The following is a 26,033-nucleotide window of genomic DNA, read 5'->3' as shown; positions in this document are numbered from 1 at the left end:
CGCCGCCGTCGTGGTCGGTCTGTTCAAGCTGATGTGGCGGGTCGCCGAGCCGAACGAGGCGCTGGTCATCTCCGGCTCCAAGCACCGCACGGAGGGCCTCGGCGAGGGGATGGGCTTCCGGATCGTCACCGGCCGCGGCACGTTGGTGCTGCCCGGGGTGCAGGTCGTGCGGAAGCTGTCCCTCGACCTCAACGAGGCCGAGCTGAACGTGGATTGCGTGACGAATCAGGGCATTCCGCTCAAGGTTCACGGCGTGGTGATATTCAAGGTCGGGGACGACTTCGTCTCCATCGCCAATGCCGCCCGCCGCTTCCTCGACCAGCAGAGGCACATGGCGGAGCGGGTGCACAACGTGTTCGCCGGACATCTGCGCTCGATCGTCGGCGGCCTGACCGTGGAGGACATGATCCGCGACCGGGAGCGGCTGACGGGCGAGACCCGGGCGGCCTCCGGCACGGAGATGGAGAAGCTGGGCCTGATCATCGACTCGCTGCAGATCCACGAGATCCAGGACCCCACGGGCTACATCAAGAACCTCTCCGCGCCGCACGCCGCGGCGGTCCAGCGGGACGCCCGCATAGCCCAGGCCGCGGCGGACCGTGCGGCCACCGAGGCGGAGCAGCAGGCGGCGGCCCGGATGGCGGAGGCCACCCGGGACAGCGAGATCCTCCAGGCCGGTTACCAGGCCGAGCGGGACAGCGCGGCCGCCAAGGCCCGGCAGGCCGGGCCGCTCGCGGAGGCGGCGGCGCGGCAGGAGGTCGTCGTCCAGGAGACGCGGGTGGCGGAGCTGGACGCCCAGCGTCGCGAGCAGCAGCTCCAGGCGGACGTCCGCAAGCCGGCCGACGCCGCGGCCTACGAGACGCGCACGCTGGCGGAGGCCGAGCGGGACGCCCGGATCTCGGCCGCGCAGGCGCAGGCCCGGGAGACGGAGCTGGCGGCCGCGGCCGAGGCGACCCGGGTCAAGACGGCGGCGGCCGCGGAGGCGGAGGCGACCCGGGCGACCGGCGAGGCGGCGGCCGCGGCGGGCAAGGCGCGGGGCGTGGCGGAGGCCGAGGCGGCCAAGGCCCGGGGGCTCGCCGAGGCGGAGTCCGCCCGGGCGAAGGGGCTGGCGGACGCGGAGGCGGCCCGGGCCCGCGGCCTCGCGGAGGCCGAGGCCATCAAGGCCCGGGCGGCGGCCCTCGCGGAGAACCAGGACGCGGTCGTCGCCCAGCAACTGGCGGAGAACTGGCCCGAGATCGTCCGCGCCGGGGCTCAGGCGTTCGGGAACGTGGACCACATGGTGCTGCTGAACGGCGCCGACGGGATGTCCGAGTTGTTCGCCAAGGCGCTGACGATGGGCGGTACGGGCCTGGGGCTGGCGCGGCAGCTGCTCTCGGCGATGAACGACGGCGACGGAGGCAGCGGAGGCGGCAGCGACGGCCGGAGCGGCCGGCATGCGGCGGACGGGCGGTCCGGCGGCGGGGCCGGCGTCCCGGCCCGGGGCCCGGCCCCGCGCACCGAGCGGGTGCCGGTCGAGGAGCCCGCCGGGCGGACGGCCGGGGAGGACGGCGCCGGACCGGGTCGCTAACCGGCGTTCTGACCCTCGGTGTTGCCCGCGAGGATGCTGTCGAGCGCCGCCGCCAGGTCGTAGTCGAAGTCGGCGACCGAGCGCTCCTCGCCGAGCGGGGCGACGCGGTCGGTCCGGTCGAGGAAGGCGACCAGCGGTGCCGCACCGGCCCGGAACAGGGCGCCTTCGCCGCCGACTTGCAGGCGGATGAAGACGTCCGAGAGGTGCTGAGCGGAGGCGGGAGCGATGTGCACATCGCCCTCGCCGGAGGGCTGGCTCAGCCCGTCGAGCAGCAACTCCCTTGCGAACGCCCAGGTCACCGGGGCATCACCGGGCAGGTGAAAGGTGAACTTCACCGCATAGGGATCGCTGCTGTCATAGGCCAGCTCCACCGGGATACGGAAGGACAGCTCCTCGGAGACGAGGAACGTCATGATCACTTCTGCCTGAACTGTGTCGCGCATCGCCCAATGCCCCGTCTTTGTCGGTTTGGCCGGGATTGGATCCTCATGGCCCTACTCATGACGCCATAGTCTGACAACAACGTCCCGTGGATCACAAGGAGTGATTTTTCAGTTACCGATAGAGATCGAGTGGGAGCTTACGGCTCTTCGACTCTGGAGCGTAGCGACTCGACTACGGGGCGGAGTCGTTCCGCCGGATTCCGGGCGGACACAATCCGAGAACTGGCCAAAATGGCCGCGCCCGTCACGGGGCGGCGACGAGGGCGGCGAAGAGGCGGTGCGCGGCGGCGGGAACGCCGGGGACAGGGGCTTCGACGGGCCTACTCCTGCCCCGCACAAACCGGTTGGAATCACAGCGGGACGGGCAGGAGGGGCGTAAATCACGCCCCTCCTCGCACACTCGGTGCCGGGGTGAACGAGCCGTCCCGGCTGACGGAAGAAGTTACTCCCCGCGTCCCGCTTCGTTGAGTTGACGAATTCGCCGGACCGACCGGCCTACCAGTCGCCGCCCTTCGACGACGAGGAGCCCGTGAACTTCTTGACGACGAAGACCAGACCGCCGACGAGGGCCACCAGCAGCAGCGCCTTGAAAAGGACGTCGATGACGAACCCGAGCACGCTGACGATCAAGCTGCCGAACACCACGCACACGAGTACCGGGATGGCGATCCACTTCACCCACCACGGCAGTCCCGCGAGTATCCCCTTCTGAGCCATGTCGTTCCCTGCTCTCCGCTTCGCGCATCGTCGTCGTCCGGAGCGGTCGCCCCGGGCCTGCTTCGATGCTAGGGCGGACCGGGGTGCCGGCGGGGGCCCCACAGCCCCCGTACGCCCCTGAACCTCCCCCTACGGGAAGGCGGGGGCCGGCCTCAGCTCTCGGGCGGAGAGAAGACCACCAGGACCCTGAGGTCCTCGCTGATGTGGTGGAACCGGTGGACCGTGTGCGCCGGGACGTGGACCACGCTGCCGCGGCCGACCTCCGTCGTCTCGTCCCCGACCGTGATCGCCGCCCGGCCGCTCACCACGAAGTAGATCTCGTCCTGCGCGTGCGGGCCCTGCGGGTCCGTATCCCCCGCGTCCAGCGCGTAGAGCCCGGCGGACATGTTCCGCTCCCGCAGGAACTGCAGGTACGCGCCCTCGTTCGCGGCCCGCTCCGCCTCCAGCTCGTCCAGCCGGAACGCCTTCATCCGCCGTCTCCTCCTCCGGGCGCCGGCCCTGCGGCCGGACGCCGATCCCACCTGTCGGTCCCGTCTGCCACGATCTCACGTATGAAGAATTTCGTAGTCAAGACGATCGCCAACGCGGCGGCCCTGGCAGCGGCGATCTGGCTGCTCAAGGGCATCACCCTGCGCGGCGAGACGACCGCCGCGAAGGCGCTCACGCTGCTCGGGGTGGCGCTCGTCTTCGGCCTGGTCAACTTCCTGGTCAAGCCGGTCGTCAAGCTGCTGTCGTTCCCGCTCTTCATCCTGACGCTGGGCCTGATCACCCTGGTGATCAACGCGTTGATGCTGCTGCTCACCAGCTGGGTCGCGGACCGGCTGGACCTCGCCTTCCATGTGGCGGGCTTCGGCTCGGCGCTGGTGGGCGGCGTGATCGTGTCGATCGTCGCCTGGGCGATGCACATGATCCTGCCCGACGAGAAGGACTGACCAAGGACCGACCGACGAGGACCGGCCGGCGAGGGCCGCACGTCCGGGACCGGCCGAGGGGAGCGGAGCGGACCGGCGGGGCCTACCGGGCGCCCGGCGGGGCGTCGTACCCGACCGTGTTGGTCGCCAGCTCCTCCGGGGTGATCTCCGAGGCCCAGCCCTCCGGCGGCTCCTGGTACGGGCTGCACGTCCCGCAGGCCGCACAGGTCCAGCGGCCGTGGATGCCGTGCACGATGGCCCCGCAGCCGGCACACGTGTCCGTGGTGTAGTACGGCGGTCCACCCGGCAGGACCGGCGCCCGCCGTCGCTGCGGGGGGCCTGGGGGCCCGCCCCCGGGGTGCTCTTCCATGCGACCCAGACTGCCACGGCCCGCCGGCACCCGGCACCTTCCGGTTCCGGCCGGAGACCGGCCGATGCCCGCCCGGAGACCGGGCCGGACGCGCACGACGGCGCGGCACGCCAACCACCACGGCCGGAAGGCGTATCGGCGGCCGGGCAGCGCGAGGGCGGCTCAAGCCTCCCCCCTCATGGCTTGAGCCGCCACGGTCCCGCACGAAGGAAGAACCGTGCGACCAAGGCTAGTTGACTCTGCGTCAGTGTCCAATCACCCTGACGACACAGCCCTATCGACTTATTTATAGTTCCTCCACGGTCGGTGGCGGACGAGCCGGGGAGACGGCATGGATCTGACCCTCTTGCGCACATTCGTCACGGTCCACCGGGCGGGCTCCTTCACCCGGGCCGCGGCCCTCCTCGGCCTCTCCCAGCCCGCGGTGACCGGCCAGATACGCACCCTGGAGCGGCAGCTCGGCCGCCCCCTCTTCCTCCGGAGGGCCCGCGGCGTCACCCCCACCACGACGGGCGACGAACTCGCCCACAGGATCGCCCCGCACGTCGACGCGCTGCTGGAGATCACCGAGTCCGGCCTCGACGAACAGTGGCCGCACCGCACCCTGCACCTCGCGGGCCCGCCGGAGTTCACCGCGCTGCGCGTCCTGCCCGCGCTCGCCCCGCTGATCACCCAGGGGCTCGCCGTGCGCGCCGCCCACGGCATGTCCGAGGACCTCTTCGAGGGCCTGGCCGCCGGCCACCACGAGCTGGCCGTCACCACCGCCCGCCCGCGCGGCCGGCTCCTCACCGCCACCCCGCTCTGCGACGAGGAGCACGTCCTGGTCGGCGCCCCGCGGTGGGCCGCCCGGCTCGGCGGCGCGGCCGTCGTCCGCGACAAGGGCGTCGGCGTCCTGGAACACCTGCCGGTCGTCGAGGTCGACGAGAGCCTGCCGTTCGTCACCCGCTACTGGGCCACCGTCTTCGACAGCAAGCCCGTGGCCACCGGCGCGGTCATCGCGCCGGACCTGCGGGCCGTGCTCTCCTGCGTGGCCGCCGGGGCGGGCATCGGGGTGCTGCCCCGCTACCTGTGCGACGACGCCCTGGACACCGGCGAGGTCGTCGCCCTCCTCAACCCGCCCGTCCCCCCGCTGCGCACCTACTTCCTCGTCGTCCGCGCCGGGACGCTCGCCCACCCGCACCTCGCCAGGGCACACGAGTGGCTGCTGCGCGCCGCCGTTTCCTGGTGAGCCCCGGGTTCAGCTGGGAGAGGGGTTTCGCGGCGGCCCGCACGCGGCAGATGTCGCTTATGACCGTACGACCCGTGGTCAAACGCACGGCCCGCGCCATCCTGCTCGCCGGTGAACCCGGCTCCGACGAGCTCGACATGATCCTGATCAAACGCACCAAGCCCGGCCAGGCGCCCTACTGGATCACGCCCGGCGGCGGAGTGGAGCCCGAGGACGAGACCGTGGTCGCCGCCCTCCACCGCGAGGTGGACGAGGAGCTCGGCGGCAAGGTCGTCGACGTCGTCCCGGCATTCGTCGACACCGTCCCCCACTCCCCCCTCCCCCATTGCCTGGACGGCATGGGAGGTACCCCCATCGCCGCGCACGGCGTGAAAGTCCAGCACTTCTTCGTCTGCCGGCTGGCCTCCATGGACCTCTCCCGGCGCCACGGACCGGAGGTGGACGAACCGCTGGGCACCTACGACGTCGTCCGCGTCCCCTTCACACCCGAGGGCATCGCCTCGGTGGAGGTCGTGCCGCCCTCGCTGCGCTCCTACCTCGCGCGGAACATCGAGGGTGTCCGGGCGCTGCTCGCCGACGACCTGGGCTGAACCCCGGCCCGGACCGGTTCCGTCAGCGGCGGCCCGCGCGCACCCCGAAGTAATCGCCGCCCTTGCGACGGGCGTCGTCCGTCCCCCAGGCCCGCCCGTCGGGCCCCTCGTCCGGCGCCGCCCTGCGCAGGTGGGGGATGTGCTTGGCGCAGTGGATGTACGCCTCCTCCACCGCGATCTCCACCCAGAGGCGGGGGCGGCGCCCGGGTATCCCGTCAACCGGCAGGCCGGGGTGCGCGGTTCGCATCGCGCCGTCCTCCACCACCCGGGCGCTCCCGTTGATGTGGAGCCCGACCCGGTCCCGCAGGAAGTCGATCAGCAGGATGGCGACGTGCGGGTTCTCCTCGATGTTGCCCAGGCTCGCCAGGACCCCGTTGCCCCGGTACTCGGGGTAGGCGAGCGTGCGCTCGTCCAGCACGCGCAGGAACCCGGGCGGGCCGGCCCGGAAACTGTTGTCGCACGCTCCGTTCCGGTCGGCGGTCGCCAGGAAGAACATCTCCTGGCGGGCGACGAACTCCCGCATCCCGGCGTTGACGTGGGACAGCGTCTGGTCGTCGTAGAAGCGCGCGGCGCGCTCGGCCGTGCCGTGGCGGCGCTGCAGCGCGTGCTCCCCGTCGCTGCCGGGCAGTCCGTTCCGGTTCGCCGTCATCGCACCACCGCTCCGTGGTCCCCGTCGTCATCCCGTCGCCGCCAGGAGCTCATGGATCGAGTCGTGGCGTATGCGGTGGGACGGTATGCCGACGCCCACCAGGGTGTCCACACCGCTGCGGATCATTTCCGGCGGTCCGGACAGATAGGCGTCGCAGTCCTGCCACGGTCCGTACTCCCGTACTACGCTGGACAGTTGACCACTGAGCTGCCGGGTCGGCCCGTCGGAGACGACCGGCCGGACCGACAGCCAGGAGTGCTCCTGCTCCAGGCCCCGCAGGGCGTCCATCACATGGAACTCGCCGTCGCGCCGGGCCCCGTAGAACACCTCGACCGGGCGCGCGACCCCGTGCGCGGCCACGTCCTCCACCAGCGCCTTGATCGGGGCGATGCCCGTCCCGCCGCCCAGGCACAACAGGCCGTTGTCAGTGGTGTGGTCCACAATCATGGAACCGGCGGGGGGACCGAGCCGGAGGACGGCGCCGAGGTGTGCGCGGTGGACGAGGGCACCGGACACCCAGCCGGCGGGAACGGCCTTGACGTGGAAGGAGAGCAGCCCGTCCGGGCGGGGCGCACAGGAGAAGGAGTAGTGCCGCCATATGCGCGGCCACCAGGGGGTTTCGACGGCGGCGTACTGGCCGGCGAGGAAGGGGTACGGCTGGTCGGGGCGCACGGTGACGACGGCGGCGGCGGGGCCGCACAGTTCGTGACCGACGATCTCGGCCTGCCACCAGGGAGGGGAGGTGAGTCCGTCGTCGGCCGCGGCGTCGATCATGATCTGGGAGATCGCGGTGTAGACCCGCACCCAGGCGGCCTCGGTCGCGTCGTCCCAGCTCCGGGGCGCGTACCGGGTGAGGGCCCCGATGAGGGCCTCGCCCACGGCCGGGTAGTGCTCGGCCCGCGTGCCGTATTTGCGGTGCCCGCGTCCGAGCGCGGAGAGGTACGCGGTGAGGGTCTCGATGTCGTCGGCGTGCCGGGCGGCGGTCAGCAGCGCCTTGAACAGCCGGTCGCGCTGGGCGTCCATGGCCGGGGGGAACAACGCCCGCAGACCGGGGTGGTGGAGGAAGAGCAGCGCGTAGAAGTGGGAGACGGCCCGGTCGGCGACGGGCTCCAGCTCGGCCATGGTGCGGCGGATGAGCACGGTGTCCGGGGAAAGGGTGCTCGCGGCGTCCTTCGGGATCTCCGCTGCGGGTCCCGGACCCGTATCAGCCTTGCCGGGTCGGGGAGTTGACGGGGGTCTGCCCCGCTCCGGCCCCGGAACGGGCGGGTAGCCGGCCGCCGTCGGGGCGGGAGAGGCCGAAGGGCCGTTGTACGAGTCCGGGCGCGGGCTTCGGGTCGACGGACCGCCGGGGGTGGCATCCCCGGCGGACGACGCCGGGGTGTCCTGCGGGGCGGAAGCAGGACCGGGCCGGCCTGCGCCCTTGTCCCGCCCGGGACTTCGGGGGTGCGGCCCGGCGGGTCCGTCCTGCCCGGCCGGCGGCTCGAAGGGCTTCGGCAACGGGAGGGAGGCCCAGCCGGCCGTTCCGTCCGAGCCCCCGCCCGGCCAGGGACTTCGGTGGAACGGGCCGGCGGAGGCGGCGCGCTCGGGGGATGGATCCTGTGGCACCGTGGCAGCCGGGCCGGGCCGGCCGGTTTCCGTACCCGGCGGGGCACTTCGGGCGCGCGTGTCGGTACCGGCACCCCGCCCGGGCGGCTCGTCGCGCTCCGGGGGCTCCCCCTCCCCGGGGGCGGGCCCCGGGGAGGTGCGGGTTCGCTCCGGAGGTCCGTCGAACGGGGTGAACCAGCCCCATTCGCCTCCCCTTCCGTAGGTGCCGCCGTCCATCGTCACTCGCCTCGAACGTCTCTCGTCGGTCCTCGTGGGTCCGCGCGCTCCGGCGGAGCCGGGGAGCGCCCGCGTTCCGGTGCGCGTAGCATGCCACCCGGTCCGAAGTCTCCGGCATATTCACCGAACTCCGCCCGCAGAGCCGACACTTGAGGTTAGGGTGACCCGCTCGAACGCGACGACGTGCGACACATGCACGGCAACCGGTCAGCGGACGCGGTCCCCCACCAACTCGTACGCCTCCCTGAGATCACGGCCGGCGTAGGAGAGGGAGGCGACGTCCCGCACGTGGTGGTCGGCGTTGACCGCCACCGACACCGGCACGGCGGCGAAGAGGAGGGCGTCGGACATCGAGTCCCCGTACGCCACGCAGTCCGCGCGCTCCAGCCCGTACGCGGCGCAGAGTTCGTCCGCGATGCGGACCTTGGCCCCGGCGTTGAGGATGCCCTCGGGGTTCACCGGATCCCGCAGCGGCACGTCGGGCCAGCGCGAGCCGTGCGCGGCGTCGGCGCCCCAGGCGAGCAGGCGCTCCACGAAGAAGTGCGGGGACAGCGAGATCACCGCGCACCGTTCGCCGCGCGCCGCGATGTCCGCCCAGACGTCCCGGATGCCGTCCAGCCAGGGCGCCCCGTCGAAGGCCGCCGCCACGACCGCGTTCGTCAGGGTCCCGCCCCAGAGCTCGCAGGCGGCCGTCGCGAAGCCGACGGGGGTGAGCCGGCCGGCCGCGAAGTCCCGTTCCAGAGCGTCGATCTCACGCTCCACCCCGAGTTGCCGGGATATCTCGACCGCCGCCGCGGAGCCGTGGATCAGGGTGCCGTCCAGGTCGAACAAGTGCAGTCTGCTCATGGGAACGAGCGTAGGCGGTGGAGCGCGCCCCGCCCGAGGGGCGCCCCACCGCCTCATACGTCACTCCGGTCACCGCCCGGCGGTCACCGCGCCCTGTCCGGCCGGGGCCGTCGAGCGGGCCGCGATCCGTCCGCGCCGCGGCGTGCCGTCGCCGGTGCGCCGCTCCAGTCCGGCGGAGACCACGGCGAGGACGAGGGCACCGGCCGCCATGCCCGCGCCGACCAGGTTGGGCACCCGGTAGCCGAACCCTGCCGAGATGACCAGGCCGCCGAGCCAGGCGGCGATGGCGTTGCCCAGGTTGAACGCCCCGATGTTGACCGCCGAGGCGAGGGTGGGGGCGTCGGCGGTCTGGTCGAGCACCCGCTTCTGCAGAGGCGGAACCGTCGCGAAGCCGAAGGCGCCGATCAACGGGATGGCGACGGCCGTGGCGACCTTGCTGTGGGTGGCGAGCGGCATCAGGGCGAGGGTCACGGTGAGCCCGGTGAGCCCCGTGAGCAGCAACGGCATCAGCGCCCGGTCGGCGAGCCGGCCGCCGACGAGGTTGCCGGCGAACATCCCGATGCCGAACAGCACGAGCAGCCAGGTCACCGAGGACGACGCGTAACCGACGACGTCGGTGAGGATCGGGGCCATGTAGGTGCTCAGGGTGAAGACGCCGCCGAAGCCGAGGACGGTCATGGCCATCGCGAGCAGCACCTGAGGGTTGCGGAAGGCCGCCATCTCCCCGCTGACGCGGGTGCGTTCGGGCATCGGCAGCCGCGGCACGAGGGTCGCTATGCCCAGCATCGCGAGCAGTCCGAGGCCGGCGATGACGCCGAAGGTGACGCGCCAGCCGGCGCTCTGGCCGAGCATCGTGCCGAAGGGCACGCCGACGATGTTGGAGACCGTCAGACCGGTGAACATCATCGAGATGGCGGCCGCCTTCTTCTGCGGGGCGACCAGCCCCGCGGCGACGATCGCGCCGATGCCGAAGAACGCGCCGTGCGCGAGGGAGGCGACGATCCGCCCGGCGAGCATCACGCCGAAGACGGGCGCCACGGCCGAGAGCGCGTTGCCGGCCGTGAACAGGCCCATCAGGGAGATCAGCATCTTCTTGCGGGAGACCCGGCTCCCGACGATCGCCAGGATCGGCGCGCCGACGACGACGCCGAGCGCGTAGCCGGTGGTCAGGTACCCGGCGGTGGGGACGGATACGCCGAACTCCTCGGCCACCTCGGGGAGCAGGCCCGAGGTGACGAATTCGGTCGTGCCGATACCGAAGGCGCCGATGGCGAGCGCCAGCAGGGCGAGGGGCATGGTGAGGGTCCTTGGGTCGGGGGTTGTCCGGCGCGGCCACACGTCTGTGCATGCGAGCCTTACCGGCGTTCACAATAATTGCAGACGCCGCTTACTTGCAAGCGCGGGCTATTGCATCAGGGAGCTATCCTGAGCCCTGAGGACGGCGAACGCCGCGAAAACATCGCGAAGGAGGGCAAACCCATGGCTCGCACCCTGGATCCCGCACTGGCAGGCCTGGCCCAGGGCTGGTGCGCGCTCTCCGCGCTGCACGGCCGCATCGAGTCGCACATCGAGCGGGCGCTCCAGTCGGGCCACGGCCTGAGCGTGCGCGAGTTCTCCGTCCTGGACGTGCTCAGCCGCCAGCACAGCGGAGAGGGCGGCCACCTGCGGATGAACGAGGTGGCCGACGCGGTCGTGCTCAGCCAGAGCGCCACGACCCGCCTGGTCAACCGGCTGGAGGACCGCGGCCTGCTGACCCGCTATCTCTGCGACACCGACCGGCGCGGCATCTACACCGACGTCACCGAGGCCGGCCTCGCGCTGCTGGCCGAGGCCCGTCCGACGAACGACGCGGCGCTGTACGAGGCGCTCAAGGAGGCGTCCGCGCGGCCCGAGTTGGCGCCCCTCGTCGCCGCGGTGGAATCTCTCGCTCCGGCCTCGTGAACGGCGGGGTCGCGCGCGTAGGGTCCCGGTCATGAGCGACTTCGAGATCCGGCGCGCGACCGCCGACGACCTTCCCGCCATCGTGGCCATGCTGGCCGACGACCCGCTCGGCGCGCGCCGCGAGACGCCGGAGGATCCGGCGCCCTACCGCGCGGCCTTCGCCGCGATCGACGCCGATCCCCACCAGCAACTGATCGTCGCCGTGCGCGGCGACCGCCCCATAGGCACCTTGCAGCTCACCGTCATCCCCGGCCTCTCACGGCGCGGCGCCCGGCGGGCGCTCGTCGAGGCGGTGCGCGTGCACGCGGACGAGCGCGGCAAGGGGCTGGGCAGCCGGCTGATGCGGTGGGCCCTGGCGGAGGCCCGGCGCCTGGACTGCGTACTGCTCCAGCTCAGCTCGGACGCGACGCGGATGGATGCGCACCGGTTCTACGAGCGGCTGGGGTTCGAGGCGTCACACCTCGGGTTCAAGTACCACTTCTGACGCTGACACTGACGCCTTTGATCCGGTGCGCGACCTGTACGCCTTCTGGCGGCAGAGGGCGCCGCAGTAACGGGCCGGACGGCCGGTGCGGGCGGGTGCCAGTGGGCCGCCGCAGACGGCGCAACGCGTTTCGTCACGCCTTTTCTGGGCTCTCGGGGGTCTCGGGGGAAGTTTCGTCACGTTGCGACCCGGCCGGAGTCCGTCGCACACGAGCGCGGTCAAGCGGCCGGGCGCGTTCCCCCGCTGCTCCATGGCGAGGCAGCCGAGGAGCAGGGCCATCACGTCGTCGATCGACACGTCCTTCCGTACTGCGCCTGCCTGTTGGGCCCTGGTGAGCAGGGTGTCCAGGGCCTCACGGAAGTCGCGCTCGACGGCCGGCGAGGGGGTGAAGCGGCCCTCCGCGCCGGCCTCCAGGGCGTCGCACAGACCCTTGTTGCGGGCGGAGAGCCGGACGACAGAGGCGAGGTAGCGGAAGAAGACCTTTCCCGGGTCCTCTGCGTCCGCCAACTCCCTTGCGGTGTCGGTGAAAAGCCGGACCCTGTCCACGACCGTTGCCCTGAACAGGGCGTCTTTGGAAGGGAAATGCCGGTAGACGGTGCCCGCACCGACACCGGCACGCCGGGCGATCTCTCCCAGCGGGACCCCCAACCCCTCTTCCTCGAAGGCGGATCGGGCCGCCTGGAGGATGCTCTGCCGGTTGCGCCGGGCGTCGGAGCGGAGGGGGGCGGGGGGTGTGGTGGGGGTGGCGTTCCGCGGCATGGGGGCGGGGCTCCGGGGGTGGGTGGGGCAAGCGGGGTGGTGGTTCCGATTCTAGGGGTGGGGATGGGGTGGGGGTGGGAGGGATTTGCCCTATTCCCGCTCTTTCATCATTTCTGCTGGGCTTTGCCCAGATCTGCAGCGCGGCTTCGCCGCGTTGACCGGGGCTCCGCCCCCTGGGCCCCGGAACTGCGCTCCGCGTTGTTGTCCTCAAGCGCCGGACAGGCTGGTTTTCGGGCCCGGAACCGGATTCCGAGGCTGGGGGCGCTTCCCCTGTCCGGGGCTGCCCCCTCCGGGGAGTTCGAGGGGGAGTTCGAGGACGAACGCGGCACAGCCGCGTTGCCGGGTTCCGCGCCGGGGAGCGAATCCAGCCCGTCCGGCGCTTGAGGACGAGCGGCGAAGCCGCGATACGGGGCCGGGGGCGGAGCCCCGGAACGCGAGGGCCAAGGGCGGAGCTCCCGGCAAGGCCCAGGGCCGCAGCCGGAGGAGCGCGGGGCGGAGCCCCGAAAAGGCCGCGCCTGGAGCGGACCCCCGGCAGAGTGCAGGCGGCGGAGCCCCAGCAGGGCCCAGAGGGGGTAGCCCCGCGGCCCAGAGGGGTAGCTCTGCGACCCAGAGGGGTAGCTCTGCGAGGACGAGGGCGAAGGGCGAACACCCGGTCGCCGGTGGCGAGTTGCCCAGTATCCCCGCGAGGGCGCAGGGCGAAGCCCCGCGGAGGCCAGAGGGGTGGTAGCCCCATGGGGGTGCAGGGGCGAAGCCCCGCCCGGGGTGCAGGGGGCGGAGCCCCCGCCCGTCGCGCGACCCGGGGTCTGGGGTCCGGGGTCTGGGGTCCGGGGTCCGGGGGCCGGGGTCCGGGGGCCGGGGGCTTGCCCCGGGGAAACGGTGAAAGGGCGGGTCCGGGGCAAACAAAAAAACCGCAGCCGAAACGCCGCGCACCCACGCAACGCCCCGACCGCGGCCCCCACGGCCCCCGCAAACCCGCTACACCGGCCCGCCCCCCGGACGCATCAGCCCACCGCCGAAGCCACCCCGCCCAGCCGCCCCAACCGGCCAGCCAACCGAACCAACAGGCCCAACAGGCCCATCCAGCCCACCCCCCAACTCACCCCCCAATCACCACATCCCACTCCACCCCACCAGCCACCACAGCCCCCTCAACATCCACCCCACCCACACCAAGCCCCCGCAGCCCCGCCCCCAGCGCCGCCAGCGACGCCAGCACGATCCCCCGGTCCGCAGCCATCCCGTAGTGGTTGACGCGGATCATCTCCTTCGCCAGGGCCCCGCCGCCCGCCTGGACCGGGACGGACGGGTCGGCCGCCAGCGCCGCGGCGACGACGTCGCGGGCGTCGACCCCGTCCGGCGCCCGCAGCGTCGTCGCGGCCGGAGCGGCGTCCTCACGCCGCACGACGTACGGCGTGAGACCGCCCAGCGCCCGGACCCCCGCCCGCACGGCGCCCCGCGCCGCCCGGTGCCGGGCGATCACCGCGTCCAGGCCGTCCGCCGCGATGCGGTCGGCGGCCTGCTCCAGGGCCAGCATCTCCAGTTGCGCGGGCGCGTGCGGCAGCACCGCGCGGCCGCCGTCGAGCCAGCGCTCCTTCCAGTCCAGCAGGGACAGGTACGAGCGGCGCGGCGCCGCCTCGTTGGCGGCGATCCGCTCCCAGGCGCGGCCGCTGACGGACACCACGGACACCCCCGCCGGACCGGCCATCGCCTTCTGCCCGCCGATGACGCAGAGGTCCACGCCCCACTCGTCCGTGAGCAGCGGCTCGGCCGCGACGGAGGCGACCGCGTCGAGCATCAGCAGGGCGCCGTGCTCGCGCACGACCCGCCCGATCTCCGCCACGGGATTGGTGTTGCCGGTCGCCGCCTCCGCGTGGACGAGGCTGACGAAGTCGATCGCCGGGTTCGCCCGCAGCGCGGCGGCGATCTCGTCCGGGCTCACCGCCCCGCTGAAGGGCGCCGCCACGGTGACCACCTCCGCCCCGCAGGACCGCAGCCAGCCGCCGAACGTCTCGCCGTACGGCCCGGTGACCACGTTGAGCGCGGTGCTGCCGGGGCGCACGGCCGAGCGGATGCACGCCTCCAGCGGCAGCAGGGCCTCGCCCTGCATCGTGACGACGGTCTCGCGCGTGCGCATCAGCGCGGCGATCTTGTCCTCGATGCGGGCGAAGTGCTCGGCGCCCATCGGCGCGAGGTCGAGCAGGGCCGGTGCGGTGTTCGCAGTCACGGTGCCTTCCAAGGTGCAAGGTCAAAATGCAGTCGCGCCGCGTCCCGGCGCCGCCAGTCTCCGCCCCGACCCTACGCCGCCCCCACGGGCCGGGTCCCGGTCAGCGCCAGCCGCCCTCGTCCACCCCGCCGGGCACGGCGCCGCCGCGCTCGTAGGGCTCGCGGGTCAGGACGAAGGTGCCGATGTCCAGGTGGCTCACGCCGCCGTCCGCGCGCCGGACGACGGTGAGCGGCTCGCCCGCGTAGTAGCCGTCGAGCCCGGTCCACGTCCCGTCCGGCCCGGGCGCGAAGCGCGCGGCGCGGCCGCCGTCGCCCAGCGGCGTCAGGTCGAGGACCCGGCCCGCGCGGATCCGCAGCGCGAACGGCAGGGCGCCCCAGTACCAGGGCCCGGCGATCTCCAGCAGCTCCGGCGCCACGTCCCCGGCCGGCCGCCAGACCTCCGGAATGCGAGGCTCCGCATCGGCGACGGTGCCCACCAGATCGGCGGTGAGCGGGACCAGCGGCCCCATGGACGTCCGGTTGGCGAGGGCGACGGCGGCGATCCTGTCGTCCGGGCTCGCCCAGAGCGCGCCGACGAAGCCGGGCATCGAGCCGGTGTGGCCGACCAGGACCCGCCCGTCGCGGCGGAGCAGTTGGAGGCCGAGGCCGTACGAAAGGGACCAGTCCGGACCCTGCGGCTCCACCGCCGGCCGCCGCATCTCCGCCAGCGTCGCGGCGGACAGCACCCGCTCGTCGCCGTCCAGCAGGAACGCGGCGAAGCGGGCGAGGTCCGAGGCCGTCGACCACAGCTGCCCGGCGGGCGCCATCAGGCCGGTGTCCGCGGCCGGTTCGGGCAGCAGCGCGTCCGCCCAGGGGTGCACGGCCCACCCGTCCGCGTGCGGGGCCTCGGGACCGTACGTCGTGCGCCCCATGCCGAGCGGCAGCAGCACCTCCCGGCGCAGGACCTCGTACCAGGGCTCGCCCCGCAGCCGTTCGACGAGCGCGCCGAGCAGCGCGTACCCGGGGTTGGAGTAGTGGTGCACCCGGCCCGCCGGATGCGGTCGCGGACGGTCGCCGAAGAGGTCGGCGGGCTCGGGGCGCAGGGCCCCGTCCGTGCGCTCCCACCAGGGCCCGCGCGCCTCGGCGGCCAGTCCGGAGCTGTGCGCGAGCAGCTGGGCGACGGTCGCGTCGGCGCCCTCCGCCGTCTCCAGGTGCTTGCCGAGCGGGTCGCCGAGGTCGAGCAGGCCCTCGTCGCGCAGCCGCAGGACGGCCACGGCGACCAGGGACTTGGTGAGCGAGCCGATGCGGTACTGCGTCGCCCCGGGGTCCGGCGCGGCGCCGGCCACCTCGCCCCGCCCGGCGGACCACACCGTGCGTCCCTCCCGCACCACGGCCGCCACCAGGGACGGCGCACGCCCCTCGGCCTGGGTGGTGGCGACGCGGTGCAGCAGAGCCCGGCGGGTCGCGGGCAGCAGAGCGGTGAAGTCCTCGTGTGCGCTGTTCATCCGGGCACCGTAGATCAACAGGCCACGAACGCGCCCGCAAAAAACGGCCACGGCGGAAGAACCGTTACGGCAGAGCCGGCAGCGTCCGGCACAGCACGTCCAGCGCGCTCGCGAAGGTGTGGTCGGACGGCGTCGCATAGCCGATGACCAGGCCGTCGTACGCCTCATCGGTGCTCTCCGGGTGGCGGTACGGCGCGAGCCCCTCCAGGGCCAGCCCACGCCGCGCCGCCGCCCGGACGACGGACGCCTCCGTGCCGGGCGGCAGCCGGAGGACGGCGTGCAGCCCGGCCGCGATCCCCGACACCCCGAGATGCGGGGCGTGTTCGGCGAGCAGGGCGACGAGCCGGTCCCGGCGGTCGCGGTAGTGCTGGCGCATCCGGCGCACGTGGCGGTCGTACGCCCCGGAGTCGAGGAAGTCCGCGAGCGCCAGCTGGTCCGTGACCCCGGTCCAGGCCTCCCGCTCGCCCTTGAGCGCGAGGACGTCGTCCACCAGATGCCCCGGGAGCACCATCCAGCCCACCCGCACCGCGGGCGAGAGGCTCTTGCTGACCGACCCGAGGTAGACCACCCGCTCGGGGTCGAGGCCCTGGACCGCGCCGACGGGCTGGCGGTCGTAGCGGAACTCCCCGTCGTAGTCGTCCTCCAGCAGGATCCGCCCGCTGCCCGCCCGCGCCCAGTCGACGGCCGTCGCCCGGCGGCGCGGGTCCAGCGGTCCGCCGGTCGGGAACTGGTGCGCCGGGGTGAGCAGCGCCGCCCGCACGTCCTTGGCGCCCGCCAACAGGTCGGTGCGGGCGCCGTGTTCGTCCACGGGAAGCGGCAGCGTGCGCAGCCCGGCGCCGGTCAGGATCGACCGGTGGAACGGCAGGCCGTACGCCTCGACGGCGAGCGTGCCGCGCAGCGGACCGCCTGCGCCGGACAGCAGCCGCAGCGCGTGCGCGAACCCGGCGCACACGACGATGCGTTCCGGGTCGGTACGCACTCCGCGGGCCCGTCCGAGGTAGTCGGCCAGCGCCCGCCGCAGTTCGGGACGGCCGCGCGGATCGCCCGGGCCGAACGCCTCGTTGGGAGCGGCGTTCAGTGCCCGCCGGGCCGCAGCGGCCCAGGCCGCGCGCGGGAACGACCCGGCGTCCGGCTGCCCCTGCACCAGGCTGAGGGCCGGCCGCGGCGCGGGTGCGGTACGGACCTGCCGCGGCCGGGGCACCCGGGCCGCGGCCCGGGGCGCGACGCTCGTCCCGGAGCCCTGCCGGGCCACCAGCCAGCCCTCGGCGACGAGTTCGGCGTACGCCTCGGCCACGGTGTTGCGGGCCAGGCCGAGGTCGGTCGCGAGGGAACGGTAGGGCGGCAGCCGGGTGCCGGGCGCGAGCCGGCCCTCCCGGACCGCCTCGCGCAGGGCGCGGGTCAGCCGGGCCCTGCGGCTGCCCCCGCCCGAGAGCTCGAGATGCAGGTCGGCGCCGGAGACCGGCATGGAATTGACCCTGTTTTCCGTCATGGAAATGCACCCTATCCAGGGTCTTCGGCACTCCTACGGTGGTCCCATGACGAAGATCGACCTCACCGCCCAGCGCATGGACTTCCGAACCACCGCACCCAAGGTCTTCAAGGCCGTCCTGGCCCTCGACGGCGCCGCCCGCGCGGGTCTCGACCCGGTTGTCCTCGAACTGGCCCAGATCCGGGCCTCACAGCTCAACCGCTGTGCCTACTGCATCGATTACCACACCCGTGACGCCCACGCGGCGGGCGAGACCGACGAGCGCCTCCACCAGCTGAGCGCCTGGCAGGACTCGCTCCTCTACTCCGCCGCCGAGCGCGCGGCCCTCGCCCTGACCGAGTCCGTCACCCTGCTGCCGGGCGGCGTCCCGGACGACGTCTACGAGGCCGCCGCACACCACTTCGGCGAGGAACAACTCGCCCAGCTCATCGCGGTGATCTGCACGGCGAACGTGTGGAACCGGATGAACGTCACCACCCGGAAGGCTCCGGGGACGCCCTGACCGGCGCCCCCGGAGCCGGCCTTCGGTCCGGTCGGAGTCGGCCTTCAGCCCGGTCGGATCAGCCTTCGGCCCGGTCCCCCAGCGACTCCAGCAACTCCCGTAGGGTCCCGGCGAGTTCCTCCTGCCTCTCCTGCCCCAGCACTTCCAGCAGTCGCCGCTCCGTGGCCAGGTGGTCCGGGAGCGCCCTCTCGACCAGCGCCCGGCCCTCGTCCGTGAGCCCGACGCGCACCCCGCGCCCGTCCGTCTCGTCGGGCGCGCGCGTGACCAGGCCGCGCGCCTCCAGCCGGTCGAGGCGCTGGGTGACGGCACCCGAGGTCACCATGCCGGCCCGCATCAGCTCCGTGGGCGCGAGCCGGTGCGGCGGCACGCTGCGGAGCAGAGTGGCGAGGATGTTGAACGAACCGGCGTCGAGCCCGTGCGCCTTGAACGTCCGGGCCAGCTCGGCCTCGACGAGCCGGTGCAGCCGCGACAGCCGGCCGATCACCCCCATCGGGGAGACGTCCAGATCGGGACGCCGGGCGGCCCACTGCTCCAGTACGAAATCGACGTGATCTGCCACCGGACCAGCCTAGCAATGCCTTAGCGGTGAGGTACCTCACGGCGAAATAGCTTAGCGATGAGCTACATTGCCTTAGTGCTAAGCAAACGCCTCACGACCCTGCTGATCACCGCCCTCGCCCCCGCCCTCTGGGGCACCACCTACTTCGTCACCACGCAGTGGCTGCCGCCCGGCCGCCCACTGCTGGCCGCCGTGGTGCGGGCACTCCCCGCCGGCCTCGTGCTCGTCGCCGTCACCCGCCGCCTGCCGAGCGGCAGTTGGTGGTGGCGGGCGGCGGTGCTCGGCACCCTCAACATCGGGGCGTTCTTCGCTCTGCTCTTCATCGCCGCCACCATCGGCGCGGTCCAGCCGCTCCTGGCGGCACTGCTCTCCTCCGGGCTGCTCGGACAGCGACTGTCCGCCCGCGCCGTGGCCGCCGGGGTCGTGGGAGTGGCCGGCGTCAGCCTGCTCGTCCTGCGGTCCGGGGCACGGCTCGACGGGCTCGGCGTCGCCGCCGCGCTGGGCAGCGCGGTCGTCATGGCGACCGGAGTCGTCCTCAGCAAGCGCTGGGCGTCGCCCGCGCCGCTGCTCGCCACCACGGGCTGGCAGCTCGTCGCGGGCGGGGTGCTGCTCGTCCCCGTCGCCCTGTGGGTCGAGGGCCCGCCGCCGGCCGTCCTGACCGGGGCCCAGCTCGCCGGTTTCGGCTACCTCGCCGCGGTCGGGACCGCCTTCGCCTACGCCCTCTGGTTCCGGGGGATCCGCGAAATGCCTCCGACCGACGTCGCCTTCCTCGGCCTGCTGAGCCCGCTCGTCGCCACCGCGCTCGGCTGGCTCGCCCTCGGCCAGACGCTCACCGGACTCCAGCTTCTGGGCGGTCTCGTCGTCCTCGGTGCCCTCGCCGGGGCCCAAATACGCCCGCGCCGCGCCCTGCCGGCCCACACCTGACCATGGGAGAAATGATGCGCATCACCGTCTTCGGAGCCGCCGGGAACGTCGGCCGCCGCGTCGTCGCCGAGGCCCGGGCCCGCGGCCACGAGGTCACCGCCGTCGTCCGCGAACGCCCCGGCGGGCACCCGGTTTCACGTGAAACATGGCGCCCGCCCGTCCACATCCGCACGGGCGACGCGACCGACCCCGCCGACGTCGCCCGGCTCGCCGCCGGCCAGGACGTCGTGATCGGCGCGACCCGGCCCGCCCCCGGGAGCGAACACCTCCTCGTCACCGCCACCGAAGGCCTGCTCGCCGGCCTGGCCGGCACCGGCACGCGTCTGCTGCTCGTCGGCGGCGCCGGCAGCCTCACCCTGCCGGGCGGCGGCGCGGTGCTCGACGACCCGTCCTGGGTGCCCGCAGCCTGGCGGCCCATCGCGCAGGCGTGCACCGACCAGCTCGCGGTCTGCCGCCGCACCGGCGACGCGGTGGACTGGACGTACGTGAGCCCGCCCGCCCTCCTCGAACCGGGCACACGGACCGGCACCTACCGAGTGGGCCGGGACGAGCTGCTGGTCGACGAGCGCGGCAACTCCACCGTCTCCATGGAGGACTTCGCGATCGCCCTGCTGGACGAGGCCGAACGGCCCCGGCACCGGGGCACCCGGTTCACCGTCGGCTACTGAGCGGCTGTTGGGGCACCGGACCCCGGCGGAACGTCCGCCGGTACGCCTGCGGCGAGACGCCGACGGCCCCCTGGAAGTGCCCGCGCAGCGACGCCCCCGTACCGAAGCCGGCCCGCCCGGCGACGCGGTCCACCGGCCAGTCCGTGGTCTCCAGCAGGTGCCGGGCCCGGTCCACGCGCTGCTGCGCCAGCCACTGCCCCGGGCTCATCCCCACCTCGTCCCGGAACCTCCGGGTCAGGGTCCGCACGCTCATCCCCGCGTGCGCGGCGAGCGCGGCCAGGGTGAGGGGCTCTCCGAGCCGCTCCAGCGCCCAGGCACGGGTGGCGGCCGTGCCGCCGCTGTCGGGGTCCGGTACGGGCCGACGGACGAACTGCGCCTGGCCGCCGTCCCTCCAGGGCGGCACCACGCAGGTGCGGGCCACCCGGTTGGCGACGGCGCTGCCGTGGTCACGGCGCACGATGTGCAGGCACAGGTCCACCCCCGCCGCGGCACCGGCCGAGGTGAGGACGTCGCCGTCGTCCACGAACAGGACGTCCGGGTCCACCCGCACCGTCGTGAACAGCCGCCGCAGCCGCTCCGTCTCCCGCCAGTGCGTGGTGGCCGGCCGCCGGTCCAGCAGCCCCGCCGCCGCCAGGACGAACGTCCCGGTGCAGATGGCCACCATCCGCGTCCCCGGCCGCACCCCCGCCAGCGCCCGGCGCAGCGGCCCCGGCAGCACGCCCTCCTCCTTGACCGACTCGAGGGAGTGCGAGGGCGGGATCACCACCGTGTCCACGTCCGCGAGCAGCGCCGCGTCATGCCCGACGGCGAGCTCGAAGTCGGCGTCGGTACGCACCGGTTGGCCGTCCAGACTGCAGGTGGCGACGGAGTAGAGCGGGCGCCCGGAGGAGTCCCGCGCGGCACCGAAGATGCGGGAGGGAATCCCGAGCTCGAAGGGAATGACGCCGTCGAGGGCGAGGACTCCGACGCGGTGCATGACCCCATCGTCGCAGAGGCCCGTCCGGGCCGGGGTTGGGAGCGGTTCCGGGGTGCTGACCCGCTCAAGGGCGGGCGGAGCCCCGGTGAGGTGCAGGGGCGAAGCCCCGCCCTCCGCCCGGGGGGCGGCCGGGCCCGGGCGGAGCCCGGAAGAAACGGTGAAAGGGCGGGGCCGGGGCAAAACCCCCTCCGAACCCAGCGCACGCGACCCCGCCCCCAACACACCCCTCCTCAAACCACCTTGACCGTCCCCCCGTCGATCACGTACTCCGCCCCCGTGATGTACCCCGCCACCCGGTCCGACAACAGGAAGGCGATCAACGCCGCGACCTCCGACGGCTCCCCGATCCGCCCCACCGTGATCCCGAACTCCCCGGGAAGCGCCCGCAGGAACGCGTCGTAGTCGTCCACCCCCGCAGCAGCCGCGGCCTTCCCGCCGAAGCTGTCCGGCCCGTCCCAGATCGAGCTGCGGACCACGCCCGGCGACACCGTGTTGACCCGCACCCCCTGCGGCCCGAACTCCTCCGCCAGGGACTTCCCCAACGCCGTGAGCGCCGCCTTCGCCGCGCTGTACGCGACCGGACCGGCCGCCGGCAGCCGCCCGTTGACCGACGAGACGTTGACGACGGCACCGCGCCTCTCCACCAGGCTCGGCAGGGCGAGCCGGCTCACCCGCACCGCACTCATCAGGTTGAGGTCGAACACATACCGCCACTGCTCGTCGTCGGCCCCGAGGAACCCCCCGAGCCGGAGATCGTCACCGGCCCCCACGTTGTTGACGAGCAGGTCGATGCCACCCAGCTCCGCGAGGGCCTGCTCCATGAACGTCGCGACCCCCTCCGGCGTGCTCAGATCGGCCCGCACCGCGACGGCACCGGTCTCGGCGAGCTCCGGGCCGACCGTACGGGCCCCGCCCACGACACGGACGCCCTCGGCGACCAGCGTCCTGACGGTGGCCAACCCGATGCCCCGGCTGGCACCGGTGACGACGGCGGTCTTGGATCCGAGTCCGAGGTCCATGATTCTCCCCTTTTCTTGAATTACAGGTACAAAATTCGAGCGGAAAAAGGGGCGGCACCCGAGAAGGAGCCCAGAAGGAAGCCCCGGAGGAAACCCGGAACACCGCCCCGCCAAAAGACGGTCAGAGCCCGTCGACCACCGCGTCGATCACCCGCTCCAACCGCTCCGGCCCCTCCGCGACCCGCGCCAACAGCCGCAACCCGACGAGAGAGTTGAGCAGCAGACTCGCCAGGGCCCGGGCATCCCGCCCGGCGTCGATCTCCCCCGCACGCTGCCCCTCCTCGACCAGCGCCAGGAACTCGCTCTCCGCCCGGTCGAACATGCGGCGTACGAGCGCGATCGCCGCGTCGTCCGAACACCCCAGCTCGGCCGCGATGTTGATCGCCAGACAGCCCTGCCGGTCCGGATCCGCGAGGTCCGCCCCGGCCAGGAACCGCAGCGTCCGGCGCAGCCGTTCCTTGACCGGCCCGACCCCTTCCAGCATCTCGATCAGCGCGAGCGCCTGACCGTCCTGGTAACGGCGCAACGCCAGCTCGAACAGGGCGTGCTTACTGCCGAACGCGTTGTACAGGCTGCCCTTGCCGATGCCGAGCGCGTCGACGAGGTCCTGCGGCGTCGTGGCGGCGTACCCCTTGCGGTGGAACACCTCCATCGCCCGCTCCACGGCGACGTCCGGATCGAACTGCTTCGGCCTGCCCATGATCAGGATCCTACGGCTTTCTGTACCTACAGGTCAACAATGTTCGCCGCGCCCATACCGCGAACAACCCCGCTCCTTCAGCCGGACCTTGAGCGCCGCACCGATCTCCCCCAGAGCGTGGAGCTGCTCCTCGGTCAGCGCCTCGAACAGCGTCTCGCGGACCTCGGTGACGTGACCGGGAGCCGCCTGCCGCAGCACCTCGTACCCGGCGTCGGTGAGCTCGGCCACCGCGCCGCGCCGGTCGCCCTCGATGGCACAGCGGCTGACCCAGCCGGACTTCTCCATGGCGGCGACGGCATGGGAGAGGCGGCTGCGCGAGGAGTTGCAGAGCTCGGCCAGCCGGCTCATCCGCAGGGACCGGCCGGGAGTCTCGGACAGCATCACCAGGATCTCGTAGTACGCGACGGGCATCCCCGCGTCGACCCGCAACTGGCGGTCGAGATGGGCCTGGAGCTCGATGCTGGCCGACATGAAGGTGCGCCAGATCCGCTGTTCGCGGTCATCGAGCCAGCGGGTCTCGGAGTGTTCCGTCATGGATCCAGTCTAACAAGTAGTTGAGCTCTCAACACCGAGGCGGTATGTTGCTTGAGAACTCAGCAGATGACCTCTCAACCACCAACCCCCGGGGGGCTTTTGATGTCCGCTCCGTCCTCGTCCGTCGCCGCCCTGCTCGCGACCGTCCCCGGTTACACCACAGGGACCTGGGCCATCGACCCGGTCCACTCGGAAGTCTCCTTCTCCGTCCGGCACTTGGGCATCGCCAAGGTCCGCGGCCGCTTCGACTCCTTCGAGGGCCGGATCGTCCTGGCGGAGAACCCGCTGGAGTCCTCGGTCACCGCGACCGTCCGGACGGGCTCCGTCTCCACCGGAAACGCCCAGCGTGACGAGCACGTCCACGGCGCGGACTTCCTCGACACCCGGACGTTCCCGGAGATGACCTTCGCCTCCACCGGCGTGCGCGCCACGGACGACGGCTTCCTGGTCGACGGCGACCTCACCCTGCGCGGTGTCACCCGTCCCGTCGCCCTCGCCCTGGAGGTGAACGGTTTCGGCAGCGGCTTCGACGGCAATCCCGTCGCCGGCTTCTCCGCCACCGCCGAGATCAACCGCTCCGACTTCGGCGTCACGGCCGGCCCGGCGGGCGGGGCCGTGGGCGAGAAGATCACGATCTCGCTGGAGGTCGAGGCCAACCGGCAGTGAGGGCGCCCCTCCCCGGGGGACGGGGGTCTCCGGGGAGGGCATGCCCACCGGCACCGGGCCGCTACGTCTGCGCCATGTCCACGAAGCGCGAGTAGTGGCCCTGGAAGGCCACCGTGATCGTGGCCGTCGGACCGTTACGGTGCTTGGCGACGATCAGGTCGGCCTCGCCCGCGCGCGGGGACTCCTTCTCGTAGGCGTCCTCGCGGTGCAGCAGGATGACCATGTCGGCGTCCTGCTCGATCGAACCCGACTCACGGAGGTCGGAGACCATCGGCTTCTTGTCCGTGCGCTGCTCCGGGCCTCGGTTCAGCTGGGACAGCGCGATGACCGGGACTTCCAGCTCCTTGGCGAGGAGCTTGAGGTTTCGCGACATGTCCGAGACCTCCTGCTGACGGCTCTCGGGACGGCGGGCGCCGCCCGACTGCATCAGCTGGAGGTAGTCGATGACGATGAGCTTGAGGTCATTGCGCTGCTTCAGCCGGCGGCACTTGGCGCGGATCTCCATCATCGACAGATTCGGCGAGTCGTCGATGTAGAGCGGCGCCGCGGAGACGTCGGGCATGCGGCGGGCGAGACGCGTCCAGTCCTCGTCCGTCATGGAGCCCGAGCGCATGTGGTGCAGGGCGACGCGGGCCTCGGCGGACAGCAGGCGCATCGCGATCTCGTTGCGGCCCATTTCGAGGGAGAAGATCACGCTCGGCAGATTGCTCTTGATCGAGCAGGCCCGGGCGAAGTCCAGCGCGAGCGTCGACTTTCCCATCGCCGGACGGGCGGCGATGACGATCATCTGGCCCGGGTGCAGGCCGTTCGTCAGGGCGTCGAGGTCGGTGAAGCCCGTCGGGACGCCGGACATCTGGCCGCTGCGCGAGCCGATCGCCTCGATCTCGTCGAGCGCGCCCTCCATGATGTCGCCGAGCGGGAGGTAGTCCTCGGTGGTGCGCTGCTCGGTGACCGCGTAGATCTCGGCCTGGGCGTTGTTGACGATGTCGTCGACGTCGCCGTCGGCCGCGTATCCCATCTGCGTGATCCGCGTGCCCGCCTCGACCAGGCGGCGCAGGACGGCGCGCTCGTGGACGATCTCGGCGTAGTACTCGGCGTTGGCCGCGGTGGGGACGGTCTGGACCAGGGTGTGCAGATACGCCGCGCCGCCCACCCGGGCGATCTCGCCGCGCTTGGTGAGCTCGGCCGCCACCGTGATCGGGTCGGCCGGCTCGCCCTTGGCGTAGAGGTCGAGGATCGCCTGGTAGACGGTCTCGTGGGCGGGCCGGTAGAAGTCGTTGCCCTTGAGGATCTCGACGACGTCGGCGATGGCGTCCTTGGACAGCAGCATGCCGCCGAGCACCGACTGCTCCGCGTCGAGGTCCTGCGGCGGGACGCGCTCGAAGCCCCCGCCCTGCGACCCCTGCCAGGAGCCGCCGTCCTCGCTGTCCCGCTGCTCGCGGCCCTTGCCCTCGCCCCGGCGCCGGGGGAACGGCAGGCGGTCGCCCGGGCCGTCGCCCCAGGGCTCGTCCATGGGCTCGTGGACGCTCACCGCCACCTCCTCCCGTCCGCGCCGCGGACCTCGCCGTGCTCTCCTTCTTAGGGCACGGCACCGACAAACAAGACGCCCGGTTCCGCTTGCGGGGATGCCTGTGACGGCACACGCTGCGAGACGGGAACAGACGGGGGGCGCCGGTCCACGGTAGGCCCGCGGGCACCGTCAGCCAATCTGGTTATCCACAGGCGGTGTGGATGACGGGGCCCATTCTGTGGAGAACCCCCCGGATCCTGTGCACGAGCCGGGGGAAACCGCTGTGGACAAACCCGCAGGATGCTCGGACCATCGCTCTTGACCTGCACTTTTACCGTCCACTGGCTGTTGAGGAGAAAAACTTTCCCGCTCGGCCCGAGATCACGACAAACGGCGCAGAGAAGATCACACCCAGCCACCGGCAGTAAGCACCAGAATATAGTTGCGCTCATT

At 72.8% G+C, this 26,033-nt stretch carries 28 protein-coding genes; 10 read left to right on the top strand and 18 right to left on the bottom strand.

Features of this window, described 5'->3' with window-relative positions; genetic code table 11:
• Positions 1–31: 31 nt before the first annotated feature.
• Complete coding sequence (locus tag I5Q34_RS02820; RefSeq protein WP_234428365.1) at positions 32–1,567, top strand: flotillin family protein; 1,536 nt, start codon at positions 32–34, stop codon at positions 1,565–1,567.
• On the opposite strand, the gene I5Q34_RS02815 is transcribed toward I5Q34_RS02820, so the two are convergent.
• The 3 genes from I5Q34_RS02815 to I5Q34_RS02805 all read right to left on the bottom strand — a co-directional run bounded on the left by I5Q34_RS02815 (position 1,564) and on the right by I5Q34_RS02805 (position 3,197).
• A complete protein-coding gene (locus I5Q34_RS02815; protein WP_049719032.1) occupies positions 1,564–2,010 on the bottom strand; it encodes an SsgA family sporulation/cell division regulator in 447 nt (148 codons plus the stop codon). The genes I5Q34_RS02820 and I5Q34_RS02815 overlap by 4 nt on opposite strands.
• A gap of 495 nt (positions 2,011–2,505) precedes the next feature.
• The gene (locus tag I5Q34_RS02810; protein WP_199890448.1) at positions 2,506–2,727 is read right to left on the bottom strand and encodes a DUF5326 family protein; all 222 of its coding nucleotides are present in this window, start codon (positions 2,725–2,727) and stop codon (positions 2,506–2,508) included.
• A 152-nt stretch (positions 2,728–2,879) separates the two neighbouring features.
• Entirely contained in the window at positions 2,880–3,197 is a 318-nt protein-coding gene (locus I5Q34_RS02805; protein ID WP_199890447.1) for a cupin domain-containing protein, read from the bottom strand.
• Between the two features lie 81 nt (positions 3,198–3,278).
• Between I5Q34_RS02805 and I5Q34_RS02800 the strand changes: the two genes are divergently transcribed.
• Entirely contained in the window at positions 3,279–3,659 is a 381-nt protein-coding gene (locus I5Q34_RS02800) for a phage holin family protein (protein WP_199890446.1), read from the top strand.
• Positions 3,660–3,741: 82 nt separating this feature from the next.
• Here I5Q34_RS02800 and I5Q34_RS02795 read toward each other — a convergent pair whose 3' ends face one another.
• Positions 3,742–4,008 (bottom strand): hypothetical protein, encoded by a 267-nt coding sequence (locus I5Q34_RS02795; RefSeq protein ID WP_199890445.1) that lies wholly within the window; start codon positions 4,006–4,008, stop codon positions 3,742–3,744.
• A 331-nt stretch (positions 4,009–4,339) separates the two neighbouring features.
• Between I5Q34_RS02795 and I5Q34_RS02790 the strand changes: the two genes are divergently transcribed.
• Positions 4,340–5,236, top strand: coding sequence for a LysR family transcriptional regulator (locus I5Q34_RS02790; RefSeq protein ID WP_199890444.1), 897 nt, complete (start codon positions 4,340–4,342; stop codon positions 5,234–5,236).
• A gap of 59 nt (positions 5,237–5,295) precedes the next feature.
• Entirely contained in the window at positions 5,296–5,826 is a 531-nt protein-coding gene (locus tag I5Q34_RS02785) for an NUDIX domain-containing protein (RefSeq protein WP_199890443.1), read from the top strand.
• Positions 5,827–5,848: 22 nt separating this feature from the next.
• Here the strand turns inward: I5Q34_RS02785 and I5Q34_RS02780 are convergent, their stop codons facing one another.
• The 4 genes from I5Q34_RS02780 to I5Q34_RS02765 all read right to left on the bottom strand — a co-directional run bounded on the left by I5Q34_RS02780 (position 5,849) and on the right by I5Q34_RS02765 (position 10,438).
• On the bottom strand, positions 5,849–6,475 hold the full coding sequence (locus I5Q34_RS02780; protein WP_199890442.1) for a pyridoxamine 5'-phosphate oxidase family protein: 627 nt from the start codon (positions 6,473–6,475) through the stop codon (positions 5,849–5,851).
• Positions 6,476–6,502: 27 nt separating this feature from the next.
• Positions 6,503–7,615, bottom strand: coding sequence for a globin domain-containing protein (locus I5Q34_RS35960; RefSeq protein ID WP_374192965.1), 1,113 nt, complete (start codon positions 7,613–7,615; stop codon positions 6,503–6,505).
• A gap of 888 nt (positions 7,616–8,503) precedes the next feature.
• Positions 8,504–9,142 (bottom strand): HAD family phosphatase, encoded by a 639-nt coding sequence (locus I5Q34_RS02770; RefSeq protein WP_199890440.1) that lies wholly within the window; start codon positions 9,140–9,142, stop codon positions 8,504–8,506.
• A 69-nt stretch (positions 9,143–9,211) separates the two neighbouring features.
• Positions 9,212–10,438, bottom strand: a complete 1,227-nt coding sequence (locus tag I5Q34_RS02765) for an MFS transporter (protein WP_199890439.1) — start codon at positions 10,436–10,438, stop codon at positions 9,212–9,214.
• A gap of 183 nt (positions 10,439–10,621) precedes the next feature.
• Here I5Q34_RS02765 and I5Q34_RS02760 point away from each other — a divergent pair, with 183 nt between their 5' ends.
• Together I5Q34_RS02760 and I5Q34_RS02755 are read left to right on the top strand one after the other, a co-directional pair.
• Positions 10,622–11,083, top strand: coding sequence for a MarR family winged helix-turn-helix transcriptional regulator (locus tag I5Q34_RS02760; RefSeq protein WP_199890438.1), 462 nt, complete (start codon positions 10,622–10,624; stop codon positions 11,081–11,083).
• A gap of 31 nt (positions 11,084–11,114) precedes the next feature.
• A complete protein-coding gene (locus I5Q34_RS02755; protein WP_199890437.1) occupies positions 11,115–11,567 on the top strand; it encodes a GNAT family N-acetyltransferase in 453 nt (150 codons plus the stop codon).
• Here I5Q34_RS02755 and I5Q34_RS02750 read toward each other — a convergent pair.
• The 4 genes from I5Q34_RS02750 to I5Q34_RS02735 form a co-directional block, all read right to left on the bottom strand.
• On the bottom strand, positions 11,538–12,326 hold the full coding sequence (locus tag I5Q34_RS02750; protein ID WP_199890436.1) for a TetR/AcrR family transcriptional regulator: 789 nt from the start codon (positions 12,324–12,326) through the stop codon (positions 11,538–11,540). The genes I5Q34_RS02755 and I5Q34_RS02750 overlap by 30 nt on opposite strands.
• A 1,096-nt stretch (positions 12,327–13,422) precedes the next feature.
• A complete protein-coding gene (locus I5Q34_RS02745; protein WP_199890824.1) occupies positions 13,423–14,508 on the bottom strand; it encodes an alanine--glyoxylate aminotransferase family protein in 1,086 nt (361 codons plus the stop codon).
• Between the two features lie 142 nt (positions 14,509–14,650).
• Complete coding sequence (locus tag I5Q34_RS02740; RefSeq protein WP_199890435.1) at positions 14,651–16,033, bottom strand: serine hydrolase; 1,383 nt, start codon at positions 16,031–16,033, stop codon at positions 14,651–14,653.
• A gap of 64 nt (positions 16,034–16,097) precedes the next feature.
• The gene (locus tag I5Q34_RS02735) at positions 16,098–17,522 is read right to left on the bottom strand and encodes a PLP-dependent aminotransferase family protein (RefSeq protein WP_199890434.1); all 1,425 of its coding nucleotides are present in this window, start codon (positions 17,520–17,522) and stop codon (positions 16,098–16,100) included.
• Positions 17,523–17,568: 46 nt separating this feature from the next.
• On the opposite strand from I5Q34_RS02735, the gene I5Q34_RS02730 reads away from it, so the two are divergent.
• Positions 17,569–18,024 (top strand): carboxymuconolactone decarboxylase family protein, encoded by a 456-nt coding sequence (locus I5Q34_RS02730; protein ID WP_234428247.1) that lies wholly within the window; start codon positions 17,569–17,571, stop codon positions 18,022–18,024.
• A 58-nt stretch (positions 18,025–18,082) separates the two neighbouring features.
• Here the strand turns inward: I5Q34_RS02730 and I5Q34_RS02725 are convergent, their stop codons facing one another.
• On the bottom strand, positions 18,083–18,583 hold the full coding sequence (locus tag I5Q34_RS02725; protein WP_199890433.1) for a MarR family winged helix-turn-helix transcriptional regulator: 501 nt from the start codon (positions 18,581–18,583) through the stop codon (positions 18,083–18,085).
• Between the two features lie 75 nt (positions 18,584–18,658).
• Between I5Q34_RS02725 and I5Q34_RS02720 the strand changes: the two genes are divergently transcribed.
• Positions 18,659–19,507: an EamA family transporter gene (locus I5Q34_RS02720; protein WP_199890432.1), complete on the top strand. Its 849-nt coding sequence runs from the start codon at positions 18,659–18,661 to the stop codon at positions 19,505–19,507.
• A gap of 14 nt (positions 19,508–19,521) precedes the next feature.
• Positions 19,522–20,175 carry an NAD(P)-dependent oxidoreductase gene (locus I5Q34_RS02715; protein ID WP_199890822.1) on the top strand — a complete coding sequence of 218 codons (654 nt, stop codon included), beginning with the start codon at positions 19,522–19,524 and terminating at the stop codon, positions 20,173–20,175.
• On the opposite strand, the gene I5Q34_RS02710 is transcribed toward I5Q34_RS02715, so the two are convergent.
• The 4 genes from I5Q34_RS02710 to I5Q34_RS02695 all read right to left on the bottom strand — a co-directional run bounded on the left by I5Q34_RS02710 (position 20,159) and on the right by I5Q34_RS02695 (position 23,404).
• Positions 20,159–21,151 (bottom strand): GlxA family transcriptional regulator, encoded by a 993-nt coding sequence (locus I5Q34_RS02710; RefSeq protein ID WP_199890431.1) that lies wholly within the window; start codon positions 21,149–21,151, stop codon positions 20,159–20,161. The genes I5Q34_RS02715 and I5Q34_RS02710 overlap by 17 nt on opposite strands.
• Before the next feature lie 230 nt (positions 21,152–21,381).
• On the bottom strand, positions 21,382–22,170 hold the full coding sequence (locus I5Q34_RS02705; protein ID WP_199890430.1) for an oxidoreductase: 789 nt from the start codon (positions 22,168–22,170) through the stop codon (positions 21,382–21,384).
• 121 nt (positions 22,171–22,291) lie between these two features.
• On the bottom strand, positions 22,292–22,870 hold the full coding sequence (locus tag I5Q34_RS02700) for a TetR/AcrR family transcriptional regulator (protein ID WP_199890429.1): 579 nt from the start codon (positions 22,868–22,870) through the stop codon (positions 22,292–22,294).
• 33 nt (positions 22,871–22,903) lie between these two features.
• Positions 22,904–23,404, bottom strand: coding sequence for a MarR family winged helix-turn-helix transcriptional regulator (locus tag I5Q34_RS02695; protein WP_199890428.1), 501 nt, complete (start codon positions 23,402–23,404; stop codon positions 22,904–22,906).
• A gap of 102 nt (positions 23,405–23,506) precedes the next feature.
• On the opposite strand from I5Q34_RS02695, the gene I5Q34_RS02690 reads away from it, so the two are divergent.
• On the top strand, positions 23,507–24,070 hold the full coding sequence (locus I5Q34_RS02690) for a YceI family protein (RefSeq protein ID WP_199890427.1): 564 nt from the start codon (positions 23,507–23,509) through the stop codon (positions 24,068–24,070).
• 61 nt (positions 24,071–24,131) lie between these two features.
• Here the strand turns inward: I5Q34_RS02690 and dnaB are convergent, their stop codons facing one another.
• Entirely contained in the window at positions 24,132–25,601 is a 1,470-nt protein-coding gene (dnaB, locus tag I5Q34_RS02685) for a replicative DNA helicase (protein WP_199890426.1), read from the bottom strand.
• Positions 25,602–26,033 lie beyond the last annotated feature (432 nt).

The sequence above is a fragment of the Streptomyces sp. AV19 genome, from assembly GCF_015999245.1.
Lineage (GTDB): Bacteria > Actinomycetota > Actinomycetes > Streptomycetales > Streptomycetaceae > Streptomyces.
The sequence above is the reverse complement of the archived record's forward strand: the minus strand, read 5'-3'. Positions and strand labels throughout refer to the sequence as shown.